General features: G+C 25.0%; 1 protein-coding gene and 1 pseudogene. Both read right to left on the bottom strand.

Going from position 1 to position 2,057, the window contains the following annotated elements:
• A pseudogene (locus tag EZH24_RS10790) lies at positions 1-265 on the bottom strand (5-methylcytosine restriction system specificity protein McrC); the annotation flags it as partial.
• A gap of 5 nt (positions 266-270) precedes the next feature.
• Positions 271-1,887 carry an McrB family protein gene (locus EZH24_RS10785; protein ID WP_170310862.1) on the bottom strand — a complete coding sequence of 539 codons (1,617 nt, stop codon included), beginning with the start codon at positions 1,885-1,887 and terminating at the stop codon, positions 271-273.
• Positions 1,888-2,057 lie beyond the last annotated feature (170 nt).

Raw genomic sequence — 2,057 nt, 5'->3', positions numbered from 1 at the left:
ATTTTGAAAACATTTTCATAAAATCAATATTCTCTATTTTAGGATTAATTATAATATTTTTTGTATATTCATTATCAAGCCAGAAAGCACCTATATAATAGGAAAGAGTTTTGCCGTATAAATTTTCTCCAAATATGTATTCTCTGTATTTTGAATTATTTATATGTTCAATAAGTGAATCACAATTTATATCATTATGTTCCTTAAATGAAGCAGAATTATTTTTACAAAATTCGCATTCGCATTGATTATTTAAATTATCCATAGAAATTATATTGTCAACTCTTTAATTTTGTTTTTTAGTTCTTTATCACTTTTTAATATACCGTCTTTATAATACTCTAATAATAAAGGCTTTATTTCATAATCTAATTTTCTTTTTAGCTCTTCTTCATCTTTAGCCATAAAATAGCTATGCCCTATCATAATATCATCAATCTCGAATTCTTCATTTAATTTTTCTTTAATAATGTTTTCTATATTATTAAATAGTGCAGAAGCTTTTGTTTTTAATTCTTCATTATCATTATAATAATTTTCAATTTTTTCTTTATCTGCTTTAATAGTTATAAATGCAAATCTTCTTCTTAAAGCATAATCAATATATCCTATGCTTCTGTCAGTTGTATTCATAGTACCTATTATATATAAATTGCTAGGCACAGAAAATATTTCTTTGGAATAAGGCAGCTTAACTTCTATTTCATTGTCAGCATTTTTTCTCTTATCAGCTTCCAATAATGTAATAAGCTCTCCGAATATTTTTGCTATATTACCGCGGTTAATTTCATCTATTATAAGTACAACTTTATTTTCATTATTTTCAATAGGCTCTGATAAATGATATTCTTTTTTTAAATATTCTAATAGAGGCTTAACATAAGATATAGAACCTATATTTTTTTCATTTTTTAATGAGTAATAAAATTCTTTTACTCTATTATTTAAATGTACCCATTTCTCAGTTTTATTATTTTCAGGAAGATACCTAACTATATTGTTATCATCTATAGACAAATAAAATGTATTATTATTTACTAATGTTTTTAATTCCAAATAACCTGTATTTTTATCTATTCCTTTAATATCTCTATTAGAAAAATCATACGTAAAATTATTCCATGCCTCTTCTAATCCTATTTTACCAACTTCTTTTGATTTATTACAAGCCTCTTTGAAAATTCCGTCTGTGATTTCATAAGATATATTACCGTCATTAGAAATAGGTTTATATCCTTCAACAAACTCCTCATAATCCATTGACTGATGAAAAGTTGTGAAAAATATCTGATTATTTTTTATAAGCTCTTTATATCTTTTCATAACTTCTTTTCTGTCATCTGGTACTTTTTTATCAATTAGATTAACAGCAATTTCAGCAGTAGAATAAGTTTTTCCAGTACCCGGAGCCCCTTGAAGTATGATCTGCTTTTTTTGTTTTAGTATATTAATAATCTCTTCTTTTTCCATTTTTTTTAGTTCCTCATAATAGACTTTGTTGCATTTGTAAAGTACTTCATCTTTTTTTATTAAACCTGTACCTCTACTCTCATAGATAATAGGTTCTTCTAGTTCTATCCATTTATTAACTTTAATTATATCAACTTCATCTTCTAAAGATACACCGTAATAATTGGCTTTTTCCTCATCTATTAAATCCTTCCAAGTACAGTACTCTTCTGAAACTGAGGACACTTCTCCTATAGCTATTATTTTAAAACCTTCTTTTGCTGCTATCAAATCACCAACTTGTAAATCTCTAAAATATTCTATTCTTCTGTTGTAGCTTCCTAATATAGCAGAATTATTCTTTTTAAACTCTTCAAAATATGAAGGCTTACCATCACCCCAACTAATTCCGCATGCAAAAACTTTTTTTAGTTCCATATGATACTCCTATAATTATGTATTATACGTTAAATATAATAACACAAAATATATAAATGTCAATAATATCAATTATAAACCATATGTTTTATTTACAAAAAATAAATAGGTTATATAATAATAACAATTAGAGAAAATGCCATTGGAGAAGATATTGAGAAAAATAATAC

It is taken from the genome of Brachyspira catarrhinii (genome assembly GCF_005518285.1).
In the GTDB taxonomy this organism is placed as follows: Bacteria; Spirochaetota; Brachyspiria; order Brachyspirales; family Brachyspiraceae; genus Brachyspira; species Brachyspira catarrhinii.
The sequence above is the reverse complement of the archived record's forward strand: the minus strand, read 5'-3'. Positions and strand labels throughout refer to the sequence as shown.